21 protein-coding genes are annotated in these 21471 nt (G+C 70.6%); 14 read left to right on the top strand and 7 right to left on the bottom strand.

Annotation, left to right across the window (positions count from 1 at the left end):
- Positions 1-69: 69 nt before the first annotated feature.
- Together ABEA43_RS26620 and ABEA43_RS26615 are read left to right on the top strand one after the other, a co-directional pair.
- Positions 70-546, top strand: coding sequence for a low molecular weight protein-tyrosine-phosphatase (locus tag ABEA43_RS26620; protein WP_345565891.1), 477 nt, complete (start codon positions 70-72; stop codon positions 544-546).
- Positions 547-571: 25 nt separating this feature from the next.
- Positions 572-1387 (top strand): fructosamine kinase family protein, encoded by an 816-nt coding sequence (locus tag ABEA43_RS26615; RefSeq protein ID WP_345565890.1) that lies wholly within the window; start codon positions 572-574, stop codon positions 1385-1387.
- Here the strand turns inward: ABEA43_RS26615 and ABEA43_RS26610 are convergent.
- Positions 1384-2256, bottom strand: coding sequence for a TetR/AcrR family transcriptional regulator (locus ABEA43_RS26610; RefSeq protein ID WP_345565888.1), 873 nt, complete (start codon positions 2254-2256; stop codon positions 1384-1386). The genes ABEA43_RS26615 and ABEA43_RS26610 overlap by 4 nt on opposite strands.
- Before the next feature lie 64 nt (positions 2257-2320).
- On the opposite strand from ABEA43_RS26610, the gene ABEA43_RS26605 reads away from it, so the two are divergent.
- Positions 2321-4039 carry a right-handed parallel beta-helix repeat-containing protein gene (locus ABEA43_RS26605; RefSeq protein ID WP_345565886.1) on the top strand — a complete coding sequence of 573 codons (1719 nt, stop codon included), beginning with the start codon at positions 2321-2323 and terminating at the stop codon, positions 4037-4039.
- 6 nt (positions 4040-4045) lie between these two features.
- On the opposite strand, the gene hisN is transcribed toward ABEA43_RS26605, so the two are convergent.
- Positions 4046-4876 carry a histidinol-phosphatase gene (gene hisN, locus ABEA43_RS26600; protein ID WP_345565884.1) on the bottom strand — a complete coding sequence of 277 codons (831 nt, stop codon included), beginning with the start codon at positions 4874-4876 and terminating at the stop codon, positions 4046-4048.
- Between the two features lie 63 nt (positions 4877-4939).
- Here hisN and ABEA43_RS26595 point away from each other — a divergent pair, with 63 nt between their 5' ends.
- On the top strand, positions 4940-5386 hold the full coding sequence (locus ABEA43_RS26595; protein ID WP_425570369.1) for a DUF4442 domain-containing protein: 447 nt from the start codon (positions 4940-4942) through the stop codon (positions 5384-5386).
- Between the two features lie 111 nt (positions 5387-5497).
- Here the strand turns inward: ABEA43_RS26595 and rsgA are convergent, their stop codons facing one another.
- Together rsgA and aroA are read right to left on the bottom strand one after the other, a co-directional pair.
- Positions 5498-6550: a ribosome small subunit-dependent GTPase A gene (gene rsgA / locus ABEA43_RS26590; protein ID WP_345565923.1), complete on the bottom strand. Its 1053-nt coding sequence runs from the start codon at positions 6548-6550 to the stop codon at positions 5498-5500.
- A 700-nt stretch (positions 6551-7250) separates the two neighbouring features.
- Complete coding sequence (gene aroA, locus ABEA43_RS26585) at positions 7251-8639, bottom strand: 3-phosphoshikimate 1-carboxyvinyltransferase (protein WP_345565880.1); 1389 nt, start codon at positions 8637-8639, stop codon at positions 7251-7253.
- 180 nt (positions 8640-8819) lie between these two features.
- Here aroA and ABEA43_RS26580 point away from each other — a divergent pair, with 180 nt between their 5' ends.
- Positions 8820-9566 carry an SOS response-associated peptidase gene (locus tag ABEA43_RS26580; protein ID WP_345565879.1) on the top strand — a complete coding sequence of 249 codons (747 nt, stop codon included), beginning with the start codon at positions 8820-8822 and terminating at the stop codon, positions 9564-9566.
- Positions 9567-9722: 156 nt separating this feature from the next.
- The gene (locus ABEA43_RS26575; RefSeq protein ID WP_345565878.1) at positions 9723-10055 is read left to right on the top strand and encodes a TraR/DksA family transcriptional regulator; all 333 of its coding nucleotides are present in this window, start codon (positions 9723-9725) and stop codon (positions 10053-10055) included.
- A gap of 106 nt (positions 10056-10161) precedes the next feature.
- Here the strand turns inward: ABEA43_RS26575 and ABEA43_RS26570 are convergent, their stop codons facing one another.
- Positions 10162-10902 (bottom strand): class I SAM-dependent methyltransferase, encoded by a 741-nt coding sequence (locus ABEA43_RS26570; RefSeq protein WP_345565876.1) that lies wholly within the window; start codon positions 10900-10902, stop codon positions 10162-10164.
- A gap of 234 nt (positions 10903-11136) precedes the next feature.
- Between ABEA43_RS26570 and ABEA43_RS26565 the strand changes: the two genes are divergently transcribed.
- The 7 genes from ABEA43_RS26565 (at position 11137) to ABEA43_RS26535 (ending at position 17573) form a co-directional block, all read left to right on the top strand.
- Positions 11137-11742: a sigma-70 family RNA polymerase sigma factor gene (locus tag ABEA43_RS26565; protein WP_345565875.1), complete on the top strand. Its 606-nt coding sequence runs from the start codon at positions 11137-11139 to the stop codon at positions 11740-11742.
- Positions 11739-12005 carry a mycothiol system anti-sigma-R factor gene (gene rsrA / locus ABEA43_RS26560; RefSeq protein ID WP_345565874.1) on the top strand — a complete coding sequence of 89 codons (267 nt, stop codon included), beginning with the start codon at positions 11739-11741 and terminating at the stop codon, positions 12003-12005. Before ABEA43_RS26565 ends, rsrA begins: the two co-directional genes overlap by 4 nt.
- Positions 12006-12015: 10 nt before the next feature.
- Positions 12016-12957, top strand: a complete 942-nt coding sequence (locus ABEA43_RS26555; RefSeq protein WP_345565873.1) for an NAD-dependent epimerase/dehydratase family protein — start codon at positions 12016-12018, stop codon at positions 12955-12957.
- A gap of 221 nt (positions 12958-13178) precedes the next feature.
- Positions 13179-14534 (top strand): HD-GYP domain-containing protein, encoded by a 1356-nt coding sequence (locus tag ABEA43_RS26550; RefSeq protein ID WP_345565872.1) that lies wholly within the window; start codon positions 13179-13181, stop codon positions 14532-14534.
- Positions 14531-15823, top strand: a complete 1293-nt coding sequence (locus tag ABEA43_RS26545) for an HD-GYP domain-containing protein (protein ID WP_345565870.1) — start codon at positions 14531-14533, stop codon at positions 15821-15823. Before ABEA43_RS26550 ends, ABEA43_RS26545 begins: the two co-directional genes overlap by 4 nt.
- A gap of 131 nt (positions 15824-15954) precedes the next feature.
- Complete coding sequence (locus ABEA43_RS26540; RefSeq protein WP_345565868.1) at positions 15955-17328, top strand: acetyl-CoA carboxylase biotin carboxylase subunit; 1374 nt, start codon at positions 15955-15957, stop codon at positions 17326-17328.
- A 32-nt stretch (positions 17329-17360) separates the two neighbouring features.
- Positions 17361-17573: a biotin/lipoyl-binding carrier protein gene (locus ABEA43_RS26535; protein ID WP_345565867.1), complete on the top strand. Its 213-nt coding sequence runs from the start codon at positions 17361-17363 to the stop codon at positions 17571-17573.
- Here ABEA43_RS26535 and ABEA43_RS26530 read toward each other — a convergent pair.
- Positions 17563-17943, bottom strand: coding sequence for a thioesterase family protein (locus tag ABEA43_RS26530; protein ID WP_345565865.1), 381 nt, complete (start codon positions 17941-17943; stop codon positions 17563-17565). The genes ABEA43_RS26535 and ABEA43_RS26530 overlap by 11 nt on opposite strands.
- 236 nt (positions 17944-18179) lie before the next feature.
- On the opposite strand from ABEA43_RS26530, the gene ABEA43_RS26525 reads away from it, so the two are divergent.
- Positions 18180-19754, top strand: a complete 1575-nt coding sequence (locus ABEA43_RS26525; protein ID WP_345565863.1) for a protein kinase domain-containing protein — start codon at positions 18180-18182, stop codon at positions 19752-19754.
- 9 nt (positions 19755-19763) lie between these two features.
- Here the strand turns inward: ABEA43_RS26525 and ABEA43_RS26520 are convergent, their stop codons facing one another.
- Entirely contained in the window at positions 19764-21410 is a 1647-nt protein-coding gene (locus tag ABEA43_RS26520) for an acetolactate synthase (RefSeq protein ID WP_345565861.1), read from the bottom strand.
- Between the last annotated feature and the right edge of the window lie 61 nt (positions 21411-21471).

Here is a 21471-nt window from a genome sequence, read left to right as displayed (position 1 = left end):
GGTGACTCGGACCCCCTAACAAGGGTGAACGTTCGGTGAACGCACCAGGTCACCCTCATGATGGGAGCTATGACCTATCGCGTATGCCTGGTGTGCATGGGGAACATCTGCCGCTCGCCGATGGCCGAGGTGGTGCTCCGCCAGACGCTCGAAACCCGCGGCCTGGACGGGCTTGTAGCGGTCGACAGCGCCGGGACCGGCGGCTGGCACGCCGGGGATCCCATGGACGAACGGGCGCTCCAGATTCTGTCCCAGCACGGCTACGACGGCTCCGCCCATCGGGCCCGGCAGTTCACCGAAGACTGGTTCGACCGGTACGACCTGGTGCTGGCGATGGACCGGGACAACGTGTCCAATCTGCGGCGGCTGGCCCCCTCCGGGGTGGAGGTGCGGCTGTTCCGGTCGTTCGACCCGGTTGCTCCTGAAGGGGCCGAGGTGCCGGATCCCTATTACGGGGGGAATGAGGGGTTCGAGGAGGTGCTCGCGCTGGTCGAGGCGGCCTCCGCGGGGGTGGCCGAGCACATCGCCGACGAGCTGGCCTCGTGAGGGCGCTCTCGTGGGGCCGATCGCGATGAGGGTCGTCGCGGATCTGGGGGCGTCACATGGGTGGCGGCTGCAGCGGGCGGTGCTCGACGACGGGCGCGAGGTGTTCGCGAAGATCGCAGTCGACTCTGAGGTGTTTGCTTCCGAGGTGTCTTCTTCTGGGGCTTTTTCTGCTGAGGCGGCTGGGCTGCGGTGGCTGGGCGAGGCGATCGCGGTGCCCGAGGTGATCGAGGCCGGGCCTGATCGGCTGGTGCTGTCCTGGGTGGCGGAGGAGGCGCCGGGCGCTGTGGCGGCCGAGCGGTTCGGGCGGTCGCTGGCCCGGCTGCACCGCGCGGGGGCCGGGAGCTTCGGGGCGCCGTGGCCCGGGTTCATCGCCGAGCTGCCGATGGACAACTCGCCCGTCGCCGGCTGGCCGGAGTTCTACGGCTCGCGGCGGGTGCTGCCGTTCCTCCGTCAGGCGCGGCTGCCCGCGCGGGACGTGGCCGTCGTCGAGCGGGCGGTGGAACGGTTCGCCGAGGTCGCGGGGCCGCCGGAGCCGCCCGCGCGGATCCACGGGGACCTGTGGAGCGGGAACGTGCTGTGGTCCGGCGGGTCCGGGGTGCTGATCGACCCCGCTGCGCATGGAGGGCATCGGGAGACCGATCTGGCGATGCTGGCGCTGTTCGGGCTGCCGTACCTGGACCGGGTGCTCGGGGCGTATCAGGAGGAGTGGCCGCTCGCCGAGGGCTGGCGCAGGCGGGTGCCGCTGCATCAGTTGCATCCGCTGCTGGTGCACGTAGTGCTGTACGGGGGCGGGTATCGGGACGCGTTGATGAACGCGGTCCGGCGGGTGCTCGCCCTTTAGGCGGACTTGCGCTTGCGGTAGGCGCGTTGCTGGCAGGCGCGTGAGCAGTAGACGCGGGGACGGCCGGACGGTACGGGCTCCAGCTCGGTGCCGCACTCCTCGCAGAGCTTCGTTTCGTCACGCGTTTCATCACGATGTCGAATGAGTGCCTCGATGCCGTCCAGTGTGCGGCGCAGGCCGAACTCGAAGGAGTCCTCCGGGTGGTCCCAGCCGCCCGACTCCCAGAGGTAGGAGAGCGTGGGGTAGCGGTCGAGCCGTTCGTACAGGGAGTCGCGGGCGCCCCACCACTCCTCCTCCGAGACGCCGCTGCGCCGCTCCTCGCGCCGGGTCTCGATCAGCAGCAGGGCCTCCGCGTTGACGAAGCGGCCGACCAGGTTGGCGACGGCGATCACCTCGGACGGGGTGAGCGCGGTGCCGACGAGGGTGCCCAGCATGTAGTCGTAGTGGGCGATGGCGTTGGGGCCCGGCAGGTGGCGGCTGCCGCGTACCTCGGCCAGCCAGGGGTGTCGCGTGTAGATCTGCCATGCCTGCCTGGCGCAGGCCTCCAGCCGTGGCCGCCAGCCGGATCCGGGCGGGTCCTCGCCGTCCGCCCCGGAGCGGCCGGCCTCGTGCTCGCCCAGGACCTCGTCGCGCATCAGGTCGACGAGCTGGTCGCGGCCGGGGACGTGGCGGTAGAGCGACATGGTCGTGAAGCCGAGCCGGTCGGCGACCTTGCGCATCGACAGGCCCTCCAGGCCGTCCGCGTCGGCGAGCTCGATCCCGGTGCGCACGATCCTGCCCAGGCTCAGGCCCGGCCGCGGCTCGGGCTCCGCGCCGCGCCACAGGAGCTCGACCCCGTGATCGGGATCCCCGGCTTTCCCGCTCGTCATTTAGCGTCCTCCTTGTTTATGGTGTACTACTACGTGTACGGCATAAACAGCAAAGGTGGTTGAGATGTTCCAGTTCCATGTCGCGCCTTCGGGGGACGATTCGGGGCCAGGCTCCGCTGAGCGTCCGTTCGCCACGATAGAGCGCGCCCGTGCCGCCGCCCGTGCGGCCACCGGTGACGTCGTCGTCCAGCTCCGGGGCGGCACTCATACGCTGACCAGGCCGTTCGAGCTCACCGAAGCCGACTCGGGGGTCGTCTACCAGGCGTACGGCTACGGCACCTCCGAGCAGGAGGAGGCCGTGGTGAGCGGCGGCCGGCCGATCACGGGCTGGCGGGAGCGGGACGGCGTCTGGGCGGCCGACGTCGGCGACCTCGACACCCGCCAGCTCTACGTGGACGGCCGCAGGGCCGAACGCGCCGCCATCCCGGGGCTGCCCGGCGAGGTGAGCATGACCGAGACGGGTTACGTCACGGACAGCGCAGGACCGCGCGAATGGCGCAGCCCCGGTGACGTCGAGTTCGTCTACCGGGGCGTCTACCCCTGGACCGAGGCCCGCTGCGGCGTGGCCACCGTCTCCCCCTCTGGCGACGGCGCGACCGTGATCACCATGGTGCAGCCGGCCTTCGGGTGGGCCATGGAGCTGTACGCCGCCACGTGGGAAGGCCAGACGACCCACGGCCCCGGGCTGCCCACCAGCATCGAGAACGACCCGAGCTTCCTCACCGAGCCGGGCACCTTCGTGCTCGACCGCTCGCGCCCCGGCCGGCACGTCCTGCTGTACCTGCCCCGGCCCGGCGAGGACCCCGAGCGCACCAGAGTGGTCGCGCCGGTCCTGGAGACGCTGCTGAGCGCCGTGGGGGCGCGGGACGTGTCGTTCAGAGGCCTGGTGTTCGCCGAGGCCACCTGGTTGCGTCCGAGCCGTCCTGAGGGCTTCCTGCACTATCACGGCAGCGGCTACTACGAGGGCGGCGGCGTGGAGGTCGCGGTCATCGGCGAAGGGGCCTCGGTGACGTACCCGGCCGCGTCGGCGTCCATCCCCTCCTCTGTACGGTTCGAGGACCCGGCCGGGGTGAAGATCGAGGGATGCCGGTTCACCCGGCTGGGCAGCTCCGCGCTGGGCGTGTCCGGCGGCGAGGGTCTCGTGGTGCGCGGGTGCGACTTCGACACGCTCTCGGCGGTGGGCGTGACCGTCTCCGGCGGCGTGGGGGCGGTGATCGAGGACAACCGGGTCCGCCGCATCGGGCTCGAGTACTCCGGATCGCCCGGGATCACGGTGACGGGCACACGGAGCTGCACCATCGCGCACAACGAGATCACGGACGTGCCCCATTGCGGGATCGTCGTGGGGCCGTCGGAGGGCGTGCGGGTCCTGCGCAACCTCACGGTGGACACCATGAAGGTGCTGGCCGACGGGGGCGGCGTCTACCTGTCGGGGCCGCAGGGCGACTCGTGGGAGAACCAGGGCCTGGTCCAGGGCAATGTCATCAAGGACACCAGGACGGCGTACAACTTCGGGCTCTACACCGACTACGGGGCCGCATGGCTGACGGTCGAGGCGAACGTCGTCATGCGCGCGGACAACACCTCCGTCCTGCACGTCGGGCCGCCGCTGGAGAACGTCGTCTACCGGGGGAACTTCTGGGACGCCGACCCGGTGGGGCACGACGATCCGCCGAGCGGGGTCACGTACGAGGGGAATGTCACGTACAAGGATGAACACGACCTGAACGCCGCCACCGCCGCCATCCGGGAGCGGGCCGGGCTCCTGCGCCCCCGCTCCTAGAGGCTCCTAGAGGACGATGGTGCCGTTGAGGCGGGCGATGACCTCGTCGTGCAGGGAGCCGTTCGTGCAGACGAGGCTGCCGCCCTCCAGGCCCTTCACCCCGGCGACGTCGGTCCAGACGCCGCCGGCCTCCTCGACGATCACCGTCAGCGCCGCCATGTCCCACGGCGACAGCTCGGGCTCGGCGGACAGGTCCACCGAGCCCTCGGCGACCATCATGTGCGACCAGAAGTCGCCGTACGCCCTGGTGCGCCAGCAGGCCCGGCCGAGGTCGAGGAAGTTGTCCAGCTTGCCGGTCTTCTCCCAGCCGCCGAAGCTGGAGTAGGAGAACGACGCGTCCTCCAGGGCGGTCACGGAGGAGACGCGCATCCTGGACGCCTTGGTCAGGCTCTTGCCCGTCCACGCGCCGCCCTCGGTCGCCGCCCACCAGCGGCGGCCGATCGCGGGGGCGGACACCACGCCGACGACGACCTTGCCGTACTCCATGAGCGCGATCAGCGTCGCCCAGACGGGGACGCCGCGCACGTAGTTCTTCGTGCCGTCGATGGGGTCGATGATCCAGGACCTGGCACCCCAGCCGGTCTTGCCGAACTCCTCGCCGACGACCGCGTCCCGCGGTCTGGCGCGGCGCAGCGTGCCCCGGATGGCCTCCTCCACCGTGCGGTCGGCGTCACTGACCGGGGTCAGATCGGGCTTGGTGTCGACCTTCAGGTCGACCGCCTTGAACCGCCGCATGGTCAGGTCATCGGCGGCGTCCGCCATGACATGAGCGAGGCGAAGATCATCGGTATAACCCTGCACGATCGCCCACGCTATCGTGCCGCGCATCCCGAACATCAGTCACCTTCGACTCCTTTCTGGTAACTCCCGTTTGGGTTACTCGCCAGTAGCATGTCCGTCATGTCGCTGGATGTCGGTGCTCTGCTGCTGGAAATGGTCCCGTTCGCCCGCACTTTGGGCATCACGTTCGAGTCGGTGGGAGACGGCCGGGCCACGTGTCGCCTGCCCGATCGCTCGGACCTGCACAACCATGTGGCGGGCCCGCACGCGGGCGCGCTCTTCACGCTGGCCGAGTCGGCCTCGGGCGCGGCCATGCTGTCCGCCTTCGGCGACCAGCTCGGCCGCGCGGTGCCGCTGCCGACCACGGCGACGATCGACTTCAGAAAACTGGCCAAGGGCGAGGTACGGGCTGAGGCCGTCCTGCTGGCGACCCGGCAGGACGTGGTGGACAGGCTGGACGCGGGGGAGCGGCCGGAGTTCGGGGTGGCGGTGGACATCAAGAACGCCGAGGGCACCCTGGTCTCCGCCCTGACCGTCACCTGGACCCTCCGCCCCAACCGCCCCTGACGGTCTCCTGGACCCTCGGCCCCTGACGGTCTCCTGGACCCTCCGCCTCAACCGCCCCTGAGGGTCTCCCACCGGCCGGTTCCCTTCGGTCCCGGCCGGACTGGGGTGGGCTCAGTCGGCCAGGTGGGATGGGGCGGTGTCGTCGAGGGTGCCTTCGCGGCTGGACAGGAGGCGGCGCAGGGACTCGAGCCGGGCGTGGTCCGCCTTCCCTTCCGCCACCCAGGCGTCCAGGGCGCAGCCGTCGCCGAGGTGGTTGCAGCCCTTGGGGCAGTTGACCGTGACCTCGATCATGTCGGGGAACGCGGCCAGCACCGTCTCCACGGACACATGGGCCAGACCGAAGCTGCGGACCCCCGGCGTGTCGATGATCCAGCCGCCCTCCGGCAGCTCCAGCGCCACGGCCGAGGTGGAGGTGTGGCGGCCCCGTCCGGTCACCGCGTTGACCTGCGAGACCGCGCGGTTGGCATCGGGCACCAAGGCGTTGACCAGGGTCGACTTGCCGACACCCGAATGCCCGACCAGGACGCTGATGCGGCCGGTCAGATGATCGCGCAGCTCGTCCAGTGAGCCGCCCTTGTGCACGACGAGGTGCGGCACGCCCAGGGGCTCGTACAGGGCGAGCAGGCCGGTGGGCGGGGCCAGGTCGGACTTGGTGAGGCAGAGCAGGGGTTCGATCTCCGCGTCGAAGGCCGCCACCAGGATCCGGTCGATCATGCGGGGCCGGGGTGGCGGGTCGGCCAGCGCGGTCACGATGACGAGCTGGTCGGCGTTGGCCACGACCGGGCGTTCGATGCCGTCGGTGTCCTCGGTGTCGTCGGCCGAGCGGCGCAGCATCGAGGTACGGGGCTCGACCCGCACCACTCTGGCCAGCGCGTCGGGCTCGCCCGAGACGTCGCCGACCAGGGCCACCCGGTCGCCCACGACGATGCCTTTACGGCCCAGCTCGCGTGCCTTCATGGCGACCACCAGGCGCCGCTGCTTGCGCTTCTGAGCCGAGCCCTTGGGGGGCTCCGGCTCGACCAGCGTCGTGTAGCGGCCGCGGTCAACGGCCACCACGAACCCTTGGACGGCATCCTCGTGCGCAGGACGAATCCGGGTCCGCGGCCTGGAGCCCTTGCCCGGCCTGACCCGTACGTCGTCCTCGTCGTATTCCCGCTTTCTCAGCGGTCTGCTCCCATACGCTCGCTTCCCCTCTGCGGTCCTTGGGCGCACTTCCTTGTCGCCGCGGCGATCCGGCGGGGCTCTCCGCCGGTCGGCATCGGTGACGGCGCGAACCACCTGGGCTCGCTCTGGCTGTCTACGTGCTGCACTGCGGTGGGCGGCCGGCCCATGTCATGCCGCCCGGTGTCTCGGCCGTCACCCGGGACTGAGCGGGTGGCGTCGCGTCGGTGAACCTCTTCGTCGCCATGCGGGCGCCAGCGTGTCAGCGCGTGCCGCCCCTCCCCGAAATGCCCGGCGCGTCCCCCGCGAAACCCGCCATTCCCGGCAGGATGGGGCCCGGCGCCGCTCCCACACAACGCCCGGACGTCCCGGGACGACCGGGACTCCCACGGCGGGCGGAGCTCCGGCAGCGGTCGAAGCCCTCGCAGCGGGCAAGACTCAGGCCGTGCTTTGGACTGGGGCTGTGCGTGCGACTCAGGCGATGCCTGGAGGTCCCGCAGTGCGCGAAGGTCGCGTCGTGGGACGCGGTCATACGGCGTGCGGACGCCTTGCGGTGCGCAGGCGCTTTGCGATGTGTGGAGGTCTCGCAGTGCGTGGACGTCCTGTCGTGGGCCGAGGTCGTGCGGTGCGCGGGCGCTTTGCGGCGTGTGGAGGTCCCGGAGCGGGTCGAGGTCCCGCAGTGCGTCGAAGTCCTGGGTGGCGGTCACGGGGTGTCCAGCATCGCCGTCCACATCTGCACGAATTCGGGCAGCGTTTTGGCGGTCGTCGCGATGTTCTCCACCGCCACGCCGGGCACCGCGAGGCCGATCACGGCGCCTGCCGTGGCCATGCGGTGGTCGTCGTAGCTGTGGAAGGTGCCGCCGTGCAGCGGGCGGGGGCGGATGATGAGGCCGTCGTCGGTCTCCTCCGCGTCGCCGCCGAGACGGTTGATCTCGGTGGCGAGCGCGGCCAGGCGGTCGGTCTCGTGGCCGCGCAGGTGGCTCACCCCGCGGATGCGGCTCGGCGTGGTCGCCAGTGCCGCCAGGGCGGCGATCGTCGGGGTCAGCTCGCCCACGTCGCGGAGGTCGGCGTCGATGCCGGTGATCACACCAGAGCCCGTGACCACGAGGTCGGTGGTGTCCGGGCCGGCCTCGCCTCCGGGCCGGCCGGTGGGGTGGGCGTGGGCTCCGGGCTGGCCGGTGGGGTGGGCTTCCGGCCGGTTGGCCGGGTGGGGGGCGTCGGTGGTGGAGGGGGAGCGGGTGATCGTGGCGCCCATGGCGGTCAGGAGGCCGCGCAGGGCGTCGCCGGCCTGGGTCGTGTGCACGGGCCATGAGGGGATCGTGATCGTGCCGCCCGTGACGAGCGCCGCCGCCAGGAACGGGGCCGCGTTGGACAGGTCGGGCTCCACCGTCATGTCCCTGGCCGCGATCGGGCCTGGCTGGACGCGCCACACGTCGCGTTCCCCGTCGTCCACGGTGACGCCCGCCGCCCTGAGCATCTGCACCGTCATCTCGATGTGCGGCTGCGAGGGCACCGGCGGGCCCACGTGGCGGATCGTGACGCCCTTCTCGAAGCGTGCGGCCGTCAGCAACAGGCCCGAGACGAACTGCGACGAGCCCGAGGCGTCGAGCGTGACCTCCCCGCCCGTCAGGGGGCCGGTGATGGTGAACGGCAGGGCGTCGTTGTCGATCCGCGCCCCCAGCGCGCGCAGGGCGTCGAGGATGGGGCCCATCGGGCGCTTGCGGGCGTGCGGGTCGCCGTCGAAGAAGACGGGTCCGTCGGCCAGGGCGGCCATCGGCGGGACGAACCGCATCACCGTGCCCGCCAGCCCGGCGTCGATGCTCGCGCCGCCGCGGATCGGCCCGGGTGTCACCCGCCAGTCGACTCCGGCGGCGGTCTCGCCGGTGGCCACCAGCGTGGCGCCCAGTGCGCGCAGCGCCGACGCCATCAGGTCCGCGTCGCGGCTGCGCAGCGCCCGGCGCACGGTGCCGGGTCCGTCGGCGAGCGCGGCGAGGAGCAGCGCGCGGTTGGTCACCGACTTGGAGCCGGGCAGCGCGACGGTGGCGGTGACCGGAGCGGTCGCCGTCGGGGCGGGCCAGTGCGGAGCGGGCATGGTCAAAGACTACTGGGCGGGGTGGGGCGGGATCACAGCCTGTGGATGACGCCTGTCGCGGGCGCGCTGCCTGTGGACAACGCCGGCGGGTCGCGCCGTGGATGACGCCGGCGGGTCGCGCCTGGGCGGCGCATGTGACCGAAACATGCGATCGAATGCCGGACATGGCAGTGTGGGGTCATGTGCGGTAGATACGCCTCGGCGCGCAAGAAGCACGAGCTCCTGGAGGAGTTCGAGGTCGAGCTCGACGGCGACCCCGACAAGGAGCTCGGCGCCGACTTCAACGTGGCGCCGACCAAGAACGTCTACGCCGTCCTCAGCCGCGTGCCCAAAGAGGCCGAGCGGGCGGTGCGCCAGCTCAGGATCGTGAAATGGGGCCTCGTGCCCGCCTGGGCCAAGGACCCGTCGATCGGCTCGCGGCTGATCAACGCCAGGGCGGAGACGCTGGCCGAGAAGCCGTCGTTCCGCCAGGCGTTCGCCAAGCGCAGGTGCCTCCTCCCTGCCGACGGTTATTTCGAATGGATGCCGGTCGAAGGCGAAAAGAAGAAGAAACAGCCGTACTTCATTCATCCCGAAGACGGCGGGGTGCTGGCCATGGCAGGCCTGTACGAGTTCTGGAAAGACCCGTCGCGCGACGACGACGACCCACTCAAATGGCTGGTGACCTGCACCGTCATCACCACCGACGCCGAGGACGAGCTGGGCCGCATCCACGACAGGATGCCCATGATGATCGAGCGCGACCGCTGGGCCGAATGGCTCGATCCCAAGCTCACCGACACCGCCCAGGCCTCCGGGCTGCTGGTGCCCGCCGAGGCGGGACGGCTCACGGCGTACGAGGTCTCCACCGATGTCAACAACGTCCGGAACAACGGCCCCGACCTCATCAAACCGCTACCGGAAGGGGAGGAAACCGCACTTTCCTAAAGGTGTAAGAACCACAGTAAGTGGGCATCCGGTGAGGAAAGCGATGCATCCGTTTACTCGGTGTCACCGCCAGGAATGCCCCCTAAATTGCACCGGGCGGGACAACCGGGGAGTCCTTGCCGCGGGCTGCCCTCATTTACCCGGAGGTGCGGATTCGTGGACGTCGCGACCGCTCGTGAGCGGCTGGAAGACATGCTCGCGGAACTGGATCGTTCGATCGGGGTCCTCCAAGGCGACCCCGTCGCCGTACGTGAGCACTCGGCGGCCGACGCCGGCTCCGATCTGACCGACGCCGATCGCGTCCAGGCCATGCTGACCGTGGCCACGGCACAGCGCCGCGCCGTGATCGAAGCCATCAAGCGCGTCGAAGAAGGCGTGTACGGCAGGTGCGTCGACTGCGAGAAGCCGGTGCCGGAGGGCCGGCTGGAGGCTCGCCCAGAGGCTTCGCGCTGCGTCGGGTGCCAGGGCAAGCGCGAACGCCGCCGATAAGGACCAGCCGCCGATAAAGACCGGCGGACCCCCTGCGCCGCAGTGAGCGCCGAACGCCGCCGGACACGAAGAACGGCGGCCGCCCGGCTCACGCGGGTCACCCGGCTCAGCACTTACGGGCGCTGGCCACCAGATGGATGCCGACCGTGTCGTCGTCGTCGGGATGGGCCTCGAGCTCCGTGCGTACGAGCCAGGTCAGTGACCGGGTGTCGGACCCGAGCACGTGGTCGACCGTGGACGGAGACAGCACCGTGCGCGGCCGCATCCACTCCACCTCGAGCCCCGCGCCCATCAGCAGTTCGCGCAGCTGCCCGCTGCTGAAGCACCGGGTGATGCTGCCGTCCGGCCACGGCACGAGCATCACCTCGCCGGTCTGCCGCAGGTGCTGCCACTGCTCCTGCTCGGCGAGGATGGCCATGCCGAGCACCAGCGAGTCGACGCACACCAGCGCCCGGCCGCCGGGACGCAGCACCCTGGCCACGTCGCTCATGGCCGACTCGGCCATCAGCTCGATCGACATCACGCGCTCCTCGGCCAGCACCGCGTCCACACTCGCGTCGGGCAGGAACGCCAGATCGTCCGCGCGCACGTGGCGGACGCGGTCGGCGTCCCGCAGCCGCGACTGCCCGTCGACCGTCCTGCGGAAGTCGAGGACCTCGATCACCCGGTGCCCCGCCTTGGCCGCCTGACCGGACCACCGCCCGCGGCCGCCGGACAGGTCGAGGATCACAGAGGGCTCAGCGGGAAGCCATCGGTTGAGTTGTTCGGCGGCGACGGCGCGGTAGAAGGTCCAGTACGGCCCGAGCGTCCCTGAGCCGTTCAGTTCCTCGGCCGGAATGGGCAGCACACGCGACTCCTGGGTTCCGGGAAAAGGGCTACCAGCCGGTACGTATTGACGTTCCCCGCACCGGCTCCTTCGTACCTTCTATCTTGCGGGAACAGACAAGGGCGCGGGCGTGTTGCGACGAGCATGCTCACATTGCTCAGCCCCCAACCCGCTGACCGACTGGTCACGGGCCAGCGGGTATCCTCCCCTGAGTACGGTGTTCCGCCACAGCCGGCCACCGGTGATCTTAGGGGGGTGGGTCCGGTGCCCGCGACAGGCGCGGAGACGCTGGAGCAGCGCAGCGAGCGATTCGAGCGCGACGTCATGCCGTATCTCGAACAGCTCTACTCCGCCGCGCTCCGGATGACCCGAAATCCCGCGGACGCGGAGGACCTGCTCCAGGAGACCTTCGCCAAGGCGTTCGCATCGTTCCATCAGTTCCAGCAGGGCACCAACCTCAAGGCGTGGCTCTACCGGATCCTGACGAACACCTTCATCAACAGCTACCGCAAGAAGCAGCGTGAGCCGAAGCAGTCCGGCACCGAGGAGATCGAGGACTGGCAGCTCGCGCGAGCCGAGTCCCACACGTCGAGCGGACTGAAGTCGGCCGAGGTCGAGGCGCTGGAGCACCTCCCTGACGGCGACATCAAGCAGGCCCTCGCGGCCCTGCCTGAGGAGTTCAGGATCGCGGTCTATCTGGCCGATGTCGAAGGCTTCCCCTATAAAGAGATCGCCGACATCATGGGCACTCCGATCGGCACCGTGATGTCGAGGCTGCACAGGGGACGAAGGCAGCTGCGGGGCCTCCTTGAGGATTATGCTCGCGGGCGTGGCCTGGTCCCGGCGGAGGGATCGAAATGAGCTGTGGCAACCCACATGACACCGACTGTCGCGAAGTTCTGGACAGGGTCTACGCCTATCTCGACGGCGAGCTCACCGAGGGCGCCGTCGTCGAGATCCGCGTCCATCTCGACGAGTGCAGTCCCTGTCTGAAGGAATATGACCTGGACAAGGCGGTCAAGGCGCTCGTGGCCAAGCACTGCGGGTGCGACCCGATCCCGGCGGATCTGCGCTCCAAGGTGCTGGCCCGCATCGCGCAGGTGAGGTCGGAGCTGGCCGACTAGGATTCACCCCATGCGCGTCATGGTCACCGGGGGTGCCGGGTTCATCGGGTCCAATCTCGTCGATCGCCTGCTGGCCGACGGGCACGAGGTGGACGTGGTCGACGATCTGTCCTCCGGAGACAGGGCCAACCTGGCGCAGGCCGGCCAGAGCGAGCGTTTCCGGCTGCACGAGCTCGACGTGCTGGATCCCGCGCTGATCGGCCTGGTGACGAGGCTGCGGCCGGAGGTGATCTGCCATCTGGCCGCGCAGATCAGCGTCCGCAAGAGCGTCGCCGACCCGGTGCGCGACGCGCGGATCAACGTCGAGGGCACCGCGGCCGTGCTGACCGCCGCCCAGCAGGGCCACACGCGCAAGGTGGTGTTCGCCTCGTCCGTGGCCGTCTACGGGCGGCCGACGACGATTCCCGTGCCTGGTGACGCGGCCACCGACCCGCGCTCGCCGTACGCGGCCTCGAAGCTGAGCGGCGAGACCTACCTCGCCACGTTCCGCGCGCTGCACGGCATCGAATACACCACACTCGTGCTCTCCAACGTCTACGGCCCGCGCCAGTCGCCCGAGGGCGAGGCCGGGGTGGTGGCGATCTTCACCGACGCGCTGCTCGGCGGCACGCCCACGGTCCTGTACGGCGACGGCACCCAGACCCGCGACTACGTCTTCGTCGACGACGTGGTCGACGGTTTCGTCCGGGCGTGCGGGCAGGACGGCGACGGCCGCCGGTTCAACCTCGGCACCGGCATCCAGACCACCGACCGCCGGCTGCACGCGCTGATCGCCGACGCGGCCGGCGCGCAGGACAAGCCGGGGTTCGCGCCGCCGCGCGCCGGCGACCTGCCCGCGATGGCCGTCGATCCGGTGCCCGCGCACGACGGGCTCGGCTGGCAGCCGCGCACCGATCTGCCGACCGGGGTCAAGCGGACCGTCGAGTGGGCGGCGGGCCGTCGCGGCAAGTAGTTGGTTGATTACGCTTTGCTTGCGATTTCCGACTAAGCCCATACGACCACGTCGTCTTCTGTAGCGTGAACCCCAGAAGTCGACGTGGAGGCATGTGGATGTTGAAGGTTATGGTCGCCCGGCTGCTCGTGGCCGTCGTGCTGATCACTCCGGTGGTCATGCCGGCCGGCGCAGCGGTTCCGCCCGGGGTGTCCTGGACCTGAACACCGTAGGGGGCCGCAATGCGTGATCTGCCGTGGCCTGCAAGGGTCTATCTGGTCGCCGTGATCGGCGCGGCGGCCGCTCTCATCGTACGCAGCGTGATCGTCTCCGGCGGCCCCGTGGCCCCGGCGGACCTGGATGTCCTGCTGGTCCTCGCGCTGCTGTTCCTGGTGTGCGAGTCGATGCCGACGCTGCTCAACGTCGAGCAGTTCGCGGTGTCGGTGAGCTTCTCCGCCTCGCTGGCCGCGGTCGTGCTGATCGGGCCGGAGGGCGCGGCGCTGGTGGGGCTCACCGCCGTGCTGAGCGTGCGGCCGGGGCTGCCGCTGATCAAGCGGCTGTTCAACGGCGCGCAGTTCGCCATCTGCGGCTACGCGGCCGGGCTGCTGTACGAAGCGCTCGACGGCCGGGTCGGCGTGCCGCAGGTCAACGCGTTCGACGACCTGATCGGCCCGTACGCCGCGGCCACGGCCGTCTTCGTGCCGCTCAACATCGTGCTCACGCTGACCATGATCGGATTGGCCACCAAGGTGCGGGCCACCGAGGTGCCGATGCGCGGCATGGCCCAGTTCCTGCTGTCCTATCTCGGCTACGGCACGTTCGGGCTGCTGGTGGCCGGGCTGTGGGCGACGGTGCAGTCGATCTCGGCGGTGCTGGTGCTGCTGCCGCTCTTCGTGGCGCGGTGGGCGTTCGGCCAATATCACGCCCAGCAGCGCTCCTACGACGCCACCATCGCCGCCCTGTGCCAGGCCGTGGAGACCAAGGACTACTACACCAGGGGCCACTGCACGCGCGTCTCGCTCGCCTCCTCCATGATCGCGCAGGAGATCGGCATGGGGCTGGAGCGGGTGCGGGCGATCCGCTACGCGGGCATGCTGCACGACGTCGGCAAGCTCGGCGTGCCCACCAAGGTGCTGCAGAAGAACGGGCCGCTCACCGAGGAGGAGTTCGCCGCGATCCAGCTCCACCCGATGCGCGGGCTGGAGATCGTGCGCGGCATCGGCTTCCTCGACGAGGCGTACGCCGGGATCATGCACCACCACGAGCGCCACGACGGCACCGGCTACCCGATGGGGCTGGCCGGCGACGAGATCCCCGAGTTCGCGAAGGTCATCGCGGTGGCCGACGCGTTCGACTCGATGACCTCCGACCGCTCCTACCGCGGCGCGCGGCCCGTGCCGGAGGCCATCGACGAGCTCCGCAAGACCGCGGGCACTCACTTCGACCCCGTCATGGTGGCGGCCTTCATCCGGGCGCTGGAGCACGAGCCGTGGCAGCCGCCGCGCCGCGTCGATCCGCCACCGCCCGAGGCCACCGAGACCCCGATCAAGGACCATGACGACCCCACCATGCCCATCGAGGTCGTGACCGGCCAATGACCGCCACAGAGCGCGCCAGACGTACCGACGGATCCCTGCACACGGTCCTGCGCCGGCTCGACTCCGGCCAGCTCCTGCTCATCTGCGCGGCCGGGCTGGTCGCGGTCGCGGGCATCGCCCACACCGCCGCCGTCGGGCTCGTCGATCCGGAGATCGCGGTCGGGTTCGGGGCGCTGATCGCGGTCGGCGAGCTGGCCAGGCTGACCATGCCGGGCAACAGGGAGGTCGCGCCGATCGGGGCCGCCGCCGCCCTCGGCTACACGCTGCTGCTCGACCTGAGCCAGAACCAGTTGCGCCACTCCGCGCTGCAGGTCGTCGCGGTGATCGCCGTCGGCATGCTGGCGGGAGCGCTCCCGCACCTGGCGGTCGGCCGGCCGCCGCGGCTCGACGCGATGGCTCGCCGCCTGCTCACCGGCGCGCTGCTGGCCTTCGCCTTCCGGCCGCTGACCGATTCGCTCTATCTGCTCACCAAGCCGCCGACCAGCACCTGGTGGCCCGCGCTCGCGGTGATGGTGACGCTCATCGCGGTCACCTTACTGATCGACGTGCTGATCGCCGCGCTGCTGCGCGCCGAGCAGGTCCGCACGGCGTTCAGGGTGGCCGTGCGCGACGAGATCAACATGGCCTTCCCGCTGGGCGCGGCGGTGGCCTCGTCCGGGGTGCTGCTCGCGCTGGCCACGCACAGCATGGATCTGGTGGCGCTGCTGGTGTTCGCCGCGCCGCTGCTGGTCACGCAGGTGGCCTTCAGGAAATACGCCGGGATCCGCGCGACCTACCTGCAGACCGTACGCGCCCTGTCCCGGGTCACGGAGGTCGGCGGCTACGTCGAGCCCGGCCACTCGCGCCGGGTCAGCCGGCTGGCCGTGGCCGTCGGCAGGGAGCTGGGCATGGCCGAGCCGGAGCTGCTGGAGCTGGAGTACGCCGCGCTGATGCACGACATCGGCCAGCTCTCGCTGCGTGACCCGATCCCCGGCGGCGCCACCGTGCTCACCGAGCCCGAGCAGGCCCGCCGCATCGCCGAGCTGGGCGCGGAGGTGATCAGGCAGACGGGCGTGCTCGACCGGGTGGCCGAGGTGGTCAGGCGCCAGTGCGACCCGATCACCGACGATCCGCCGCTGTCGAGCCGCATCATCAAGGTCGCCAACGCCTACGACGACCTGGTGGGCCCGTCCACCGACCGCGACCGGGCGGGGGCGGCGCTGGAGCGGATCAGGTTCTCCTCGGGCAGTGCTTACGACGGGCACGCCTTGGAGGCGCTCGCGCGGGTGATCGACCGGGGTCGCGGCTGATCTGTACAAGCCGGCCTGCGATCCGTCCTGGTTCCTCCGCCTTGGTTTTGTGGGGTTCCTACAGATCGTGATCCTCGGATCGGTGGTTTCGGGGAACGGGATCGAGGCGGCGGCGGTCATAGGGTGGGCGGGTGCTTATTGAGACGCTCGGACCCGTTCTGATCGCCAACCGAGGGGAGATCGCGCGGCGGATCATCCGCACGGTCCAGCGCATGGGCCTGCGTGCGGTCGCCGTCTACTCCGAGGCCGACGCCGATCTGCCGTTCGTCCGCGAGGCCGACGAGGCCGTGCTGATCGGCCCGGCACATCCCGCGCAGAGCTACCTGGACGCGGGCAAGGTGCTGGAGGCGGCCCGCGCGACCGGCGCGAAGGCGATTCACCCGGGTTACGGGTTCCTCGCGGAGAACGCCGCGTTCGCCAGAGCGGTGATCGACGCCGGGATGGTGTGGATCGGGCCCGCGCCCGAGGCGATCGACCGGATGGGCGACAAGATCAACGCCCGCAACCTCATGGAGGCCGCCGGCGTGCCGGTCGCCGCGGGCACCCGCGAGCCGGTCACCGACCTGTCGCTGGCGCTGAAAGCCGCCGACGTCATCGGCTACCCGGTCATGGTCAAGACCGCGGGCGGCGGCGGTGGCATCGGCATGAGCGTGGCGCACGACGACGAGGGCCTGGCCAAGGCGTACGAGCAGGCGGCGCGGGCGGCCGCCAGGTTCGCGGGGACGGCGGGCGACGCGCTCGACGGTCCCGCCGTGCTGCTGGAGCGCTACATCGAGCGGGCACGCCACGTCGAGGTGCAGATCCTGGGCCTGCCGGACGGCCGGGTCGTGGCGCTGGGCGAGCGCGACTGCTCGGTGCAGCGGCGCCACCAGAAGGTCGTCGAGGAGTCGCCGTCCCCCGGCATCACCGCCGAGCTGCGCGAGCGCATGCTGGCCGCCGCCGTGCGAGCCGGCGAGGCCGTCGGCTATCTGGGCGCGGGCACCGTCGAGTGCCTGGTCGACGCCGACGAGCAGGACTTCGTGTTCCTGGAGATGAACACCAGGCTGCAGGTGGAGCATCCCGTCACCGAGCTGGTGACCGGGCTCGACCTGGTGGAGCTGCAGCTCCGGGTCGCGGCGGGGGAGAGCCCCGAGGTACGGCCGGTCGCCCGGGGGCACGCGATCGAGTTCCGGGTCTATGCGGAGGATCCTCAGCGGTTCTTCCCGGGTCCTGGCAAGATCTCGGTGTGGGAGGAGCCGTCCATCGACGGCGTGCGCGTGGATTCAGGCTACGAAGCCGGTAACACGGTGACCCCGTTCTACGATCCGTTGATGGCCAAGCTGTGCGTCCACGGGGAGAGCCGCGACGACGCCCTGGAGAAAGGGCGCAAGGCTGTCGCCGAGTTCGCAGTAGAAGGGCCCAAGAACAACCTGCCATTCTGTGCGGAGCTGCTGGAGAACGCGGAGTTCGTCACTGGCGACTACGACACGGGTCTGGTCGCGCGGATGCGCGCCTGGACCGCATGACATTGTTAGATCATTGAACGAGGGGAGTTCCGGTGGCTGAGGTACGCGCTGAGATGGTGGCGAACGTCTGGAAGGTCGTCGTCAGCGAGGGTGACACCGTCTCCGACGGCGACACGCTGGTCATCCTCGAGTCGATGAAGATGGAGATCCCGGTGCTGGCCGAGGACGACGGCACCGTGTCCAAGCTCAAGGTGGCCGAGGGCGACGTGATCCAGGAAGGCGACCTGATCGCCGTCATCGAGTAGCGCGAGCGAGGAACTTCGCGCGGTCGACCACGACGCGTTCGATGGTGCCCTTGCCCACGACGGTGTGCTTGTCATGGGCCTCGAAGGCGAACACCAGCCGCCGGCCGTCGACCTCCGTGAGCTCCACGCCGATCTGCACGTGCCTGCCCAGCGGGCTGGCCGCCAGGTGCTCCATCTCGACCCGGGTGCCGACGGACGTCTCGCCGGGCGCGAGGTGCTGCTCGATGGCGCGCATGGTCGCCGCCTCGGCCAGCGCGAGCAGGCGGGGCGTGGCGAGCACGGGCACGTCTCCGCTGCCCGCTCTCTTCGCGGTGTCCTCCATCTCGACCATGATCAGAATTTGCGAGCGGAGACCCGGCACGAGCGTCATGGGGTGCAGCTTACTAATAGGGCCCCTGGGTTCCCGAAAACGCGGACAAGTGCGGGCGTAAGGGCTCAGGATAGGCTTTGTACGGCTTGGGGCATTTAAGTGGCATGTGGGACAGGTGAGTCGTACACTCTCTGAGTTCCGTGACCACTGTGTTACCTCACCGCGACACAAGTTCGCTTTGTTGGAGAACCGCGGGGTGAGAGAGGTTACGGACGTAGGGGGGTAGCGGGGGCGTCATGGTGGCACAAGGGACGACGCTGGCGGGGCGGTATCGACTGGATACCCGCATCGGCGCCGGTGGCATGGGTGAGGTGTGGCGAGGCGAGGACGTCGTGCTCGCGCGCACCGTCGCCGTCAAAGTGCTGCTTCCCGGCCGGATGGAGGACCCCGGGTTCGTCGCGCGCTTCCAGGCGGAAGCCCGGGCGATGGCCACGATCAACCACTCCGGCGTCGTGGACGTCTACGACTACGGCGTGAGCGGCGACACCGTCTACCTCGTCATGAAGTTCGTGGACGGCGAGCCGCTCGACCGGCTGCTGGCCAGGCTGGGCAGGATCCCGCCGCAGGCGGCCATGGAGCTGATCGCGCAGGCCGCGTCGGCGCTGCAAGCCGTGCACGACCGGGGAATCGTGCACCGCGACGTCAAGCCCGGCAACCTGCTCGTCCAGCGCGACGGCACGCTGGTGCTGACCGACTTCGGCATCGCACGCTCCGACCTGGCCAACCGGCTCACCGACGCCGGCATGGTGCTCGGCACCGCCGCCTACTGCGCGCCCGAGCAGGCCGAGGGCGCTCCTGTGACCCCGGCGGTCGACATCTACGCGCTCGGCGTGGTCGCGTACGAATGCCTCGTGGGCCAGCGGCCTTTCGACGGTGACAGCGCGGTCACCATCGCGCTCAAGCACATCAGGGAGGCTCCGCCACCCCTGCCCGCCGAGATCCCCCCGGCGGTCCGGACGCTGGTGGAGATCGCGCTGTCGAAGGATCCCGCCAGGCGCTACCCGACGGCCAGGGCGATGAGCGAGGCCGCGCGGGCGATCGCGAGCGGGCAGGCGCCCGCCGTGCAGGAGCCCGTTCCGCCGCTGACCACCGGGGCCTCGATGGCGCCGCCGGTGGAGGCGTACCAGACGGGGGCGCACCAGGCGCCGAGCCGTCAGTCGCCGGAGGAGACGACGGTGGCCGAGCGGCGCGCGGGCAGCCGCCGCGCCGCGAAGGCGCCGCGCAGGACCGGGCTGATCGCGGGCGTGGCCGCCGCGGTGGTGCTCGGCGTGGGCGCGGGCGCGGTCGCGCTGACGGGCATGACCCCCGGCGAGCCCACACCGACGGTCACCCAGGTTCCCGCGGGTGCCTCCGAGGACACGATCAAGACGAGCAAGCCGCCGACCAGGAGGCCGTCCAAGTCGCCCGATCCCGTGACGACGCGGCCGGATCCCAGGCCGACGACCACGAAACCGAGGCCCACGGAGACGGAGGAGCCGACGGAGACGCCCTCTTCCACGCCTTCGCCCACGAAGACGCCGACCAAGTCGCCGTCGAGCTCGCCCACGCCGAGCGTCAAGAAGGTGCTCGTGCCCAAGGTCGTCGGGATGGCGTTCCTGCTGGCCCAGGACCGGGTGCAGGCGGCCGGCTTCGACGTGCACGTCGACGACAAGACCACCAGCACCAACGGCCTCTCGTGCGGCAAGGTCCAGCAGACGGTGCCGAGCGGCGGTGTGGCGCTCGAAGTGACGAAGCCGGTCAAACTGATCGTCGTCGACGGCGTCTGCGAGACCTCGTCGCCGGTCGCCACCCCGACCGCCACACAGAAGTAGCAGGTACGCTCACACCCCCGTGGTGTTGCGGGGGTAGGCGACCTGCGGGTCGGTCGCGATGTTCACCATGTACGGGATGCCCGAGTCGAACGCCCTGCGCAGCGCCGGCCCGATCTCCGACGGCTTGGTGACCAGCTCGCCGCCGCCGCCCAGCGCGGTCACGACCTGGTCGTAGCGGCACTGCGGCTGCAGCTCCGCGGCCACGTCGTAGCCGTACAGGAGCTGCATGGGGTGCTTCTCCAGGCCCCAGATGCCGTTGTTGCCGCAGATCATGACGACCGGGAGGCGGTGGCGTACGAGGGTGTCGACGTCCATCAGCGAGAAGCCGGCGGCGCCGTCGCCGAGCAGCAGCACGACCTGGGACGAGGGCCTGGCCAGGCGGGCGGCGATGGAGTAGCCCAGGCCGGTGCCCAGGCAGCCGTACGGGCCCGGGTCGAGCCAGTTGCCCGGCTGCCTCGGCTCGACGTACTTGCCCGCGTAGGAGACGAAGTCGCCGCCGTCGCCGATCACCACGGCGTCCTCGGCCAGGACCTTGCCCAGCTCGCCGTACACGCGCATGGGGTGGATCGGGTCGGAGCCGGAGGCCAGCAGCTCGGCGTCGCCCGCGATGGCCGCCGCGGCGCTCTCCGACAGCCTCGACACCCAGGAGGCGTACGCGTCCGGCTTGACCCCCGCGTCCCCGCAGGCGGCGCCGAGGCTCCAGAACACCACCGACAGGTCGCCCGCCGCGGAGGCGGCCGGCTGCATGTGGGTGGCCAGCTGAGACGGCGCGTCCGCGATGTGCACGACGCGGGCCAGCGGCGCGCCCTCCTTGCCGCCGAACCAGCCGTAGCCGAGGCGGAAGTCGAGCGGCGTGCCCACCACGATCACCAGGTCGGCCTCGTTGAAGGCGCGGCCGCGGGCCCTCGTGACGAGCAGCTCGTGGCCGGCGGGCAGGATGCCGCGGCCCTGGCCGTTGGGGATGACCGGCAGCCGCCAGGTCTCGGCGAAGTCGCGCGCGGCCTCCTCGGCCCGGTCCATCCACACGTCGGACCCGTACACCAGCACGGGCCGCTGCGCCTCGGCCAGCAGCCGCGCGATGCCGGCCAGGTCGTCGGGGTCGGGCTCGTACGGCGAGGGCGTCTGCGTCTGCACGTCGTGCACGGGAGAGGGGGAGAACAGGTGATCCATGTAGACGTCGAGGAAGACCGGGCCGCGGTGGGGCGCGACGGCCGTGCGGAAGGCCATCTCGACGTCCTGGCCGACGGACTCGGCGTCGCCGGCGGTGAACGACAGCTTCGTGATCGGCTCTAGCAGCGGCGGGTGGTCCATCTCCTGGAGGGCGCCGCTGCCCCAGCGCGACTGCGGGGCCCGGCCGCCCATGACGACCACGGGGGAGCCGTTGAAGTGGGCGGTCGCGACCCCGCTGACGCCGTTGGTGATGCCGGGCCCGGCCGTCAGCACGGCCAGTCCAGGTTTCCTGGTCAGCCTGGCCGTCGCCTCGGCGGCGAAGACGGCGCTCTGCTCGTGGCGTACGTCGAGGATGCGCATGCCCTCGTGCACCGCCCCGTCGTAGAGCGGGAAGACGTGCCCTCCTGACAGAGTGAACATGGTCTCGACGCCATAGGCCTTGGACACGGCGACGGCGGCGTCACCGGCGTGCTTCGCAGACTCCATGCCGGGAACTTACCAACCAGTCACAGGAGTAAACAGACCTTAAGGCAGGCGTCGGGTTCCG

The organism is Nonomuraea rosea (assembly GCF_039539705.1).
Lineage (GTDB): Bacteria > Actinomycetota > Actinomycetes > Streptosporangiales > Streptosporangiaceae > Nonomuraea > Nonomuraea rosea.
Note: the sequence above shows the minus strand (reverse complement) of the source record. Positions and strands in the feature narration are given on the sequence as shown.